Below are 245 nucleotides of genomic sequence, written 5' to 3' on the forward strand. Positions count from 1 at the left end.
GCCGCTGCCCTTGCGCAGTAAGCGACTCCCATTTCTTGATGATGCGACGCGGACGCGCGGCCAGGAATCGAATGCCTTCTTCGACGCCCGTCACGCGAACGTCGTCCAGCACGACGGGCGGCACGCCAATGCCCCACAATCGGATATTGATCGACGTGACTTCCGGCAGGACGACGAATGCGTGGCACAGTCGTTCGCCCTTCACCGACGGCTTCAGGTACTGGTAATAGCCGCCTTTCGTCGGC

1 protein-coding gene is annotated in these 245 nt (G+C 62.0%); it reads right to left on the reverse strand.

The features are described 5' to 3' along the window. Positions 1 to 245: hypothetical protein (locus SB847_RS21950; protein WP_410578842.1), on the reverse strand; the 245-nt coding region annotated here is incomplete at both ends.

This window comes from Bacillus sp. SIMBA_026, assembly GCF_046535335.1.
GTDB lineage: Bacteria > Bacillota > Bacilli > Bacillales > Bacillaceae > Bacillus > Bacillus velezensis.